Origin of the sequence: Buttiauxella sp. S19-1, assembly GCF_022134725.1 — a bacterium.
GTDB classification, from domain to species: domain Bacteria; phylum Pseudomonadota; class Gammaproteobacteria; order Enterobacterales; family Enterobacteriaceae; genus Buttiauxella; species Buttiauxella ferragutiae.
The window spans coordinates 1-738 of sequence record NZ_JAHWLU010000268.1 but is presented as its reverse complement, the minus strand read 5'-3'; the positions used below and the strand labels follow the sequence as shown (position 1 = coordinate 738).

The window sequence follows — 738 nt, the reverse complement described above, 5'->3', positions numbered from 1 at the left end:
GGCAGCGGCTGATGCTGACTGATGATGTGACCGGCCTGCGCAGGCGGCAGGATGCCTTTCCCTTTAATCCGAATGTATCGACTGGAACCACCACGGAGCACATCAGTGTGTTTCGTCACGAAGCGGGTATCGCTCCGTCATCGGTCACCAGCCTGGATTACACCTTTAAGATGCCGGACTGGCCGGGGGGCTATCGCCAGAAAGCCCGGGACCTGAATGGCCAGCGCTCGCAGTATGAAGTTCTGGATTATCCGGGGCGTTTTAAGGATGAACAGCACGGCGAAGATTTCACCCGCTATAAACTGGACGCCTGGCGTAACCAGGCCGAAACCGCCACCGGCACCAGCAATTCTCCGGCGCTGTCGCCTGGCGTGCGTTTCCCCCTTGCCGGCCACCCGATAAAAAGCCACAACCGGCAATGGCAGGTCATCAGCAGTGCGATGACCGGGGAACAGCCACAGGCGCTGCACGGCAGTCGCGGTGAGGGCACCACCCTCACCAACCGGTTTGTGGCCATACCGGGAGACCGCACCTGGCGCCCGAATCGCCCGCAGAAACCGAAGGTCGACGGCCCGCAGAGTGCGGTGGTCACCGGCCCGCCGGGGGAGGAGATTTTCTGCGACGAACACGGGCGGGTGCGGGTGAAATTCCGCTGGGACCGTTATCACGGCGAAACAGAAGACAGCTCGTGCTGGATACGGGTGTCGCAGGCGTGGGCCGGTGCCGGGTTCGGTCACC

Annotated in this window: 1 protein-coding gene; it reads left to right on the top strand. The window is 62.6% G+C overall.

The features are described 5' to 3' along the window. The coding region (gene tssI / locus MES37_RS24500) for a type VI secretion system tip protein TssI/VgrG (protein ID WP_237932839.1) at window positions 1-738 on the top strand (738 nt) is incomplete at both ends.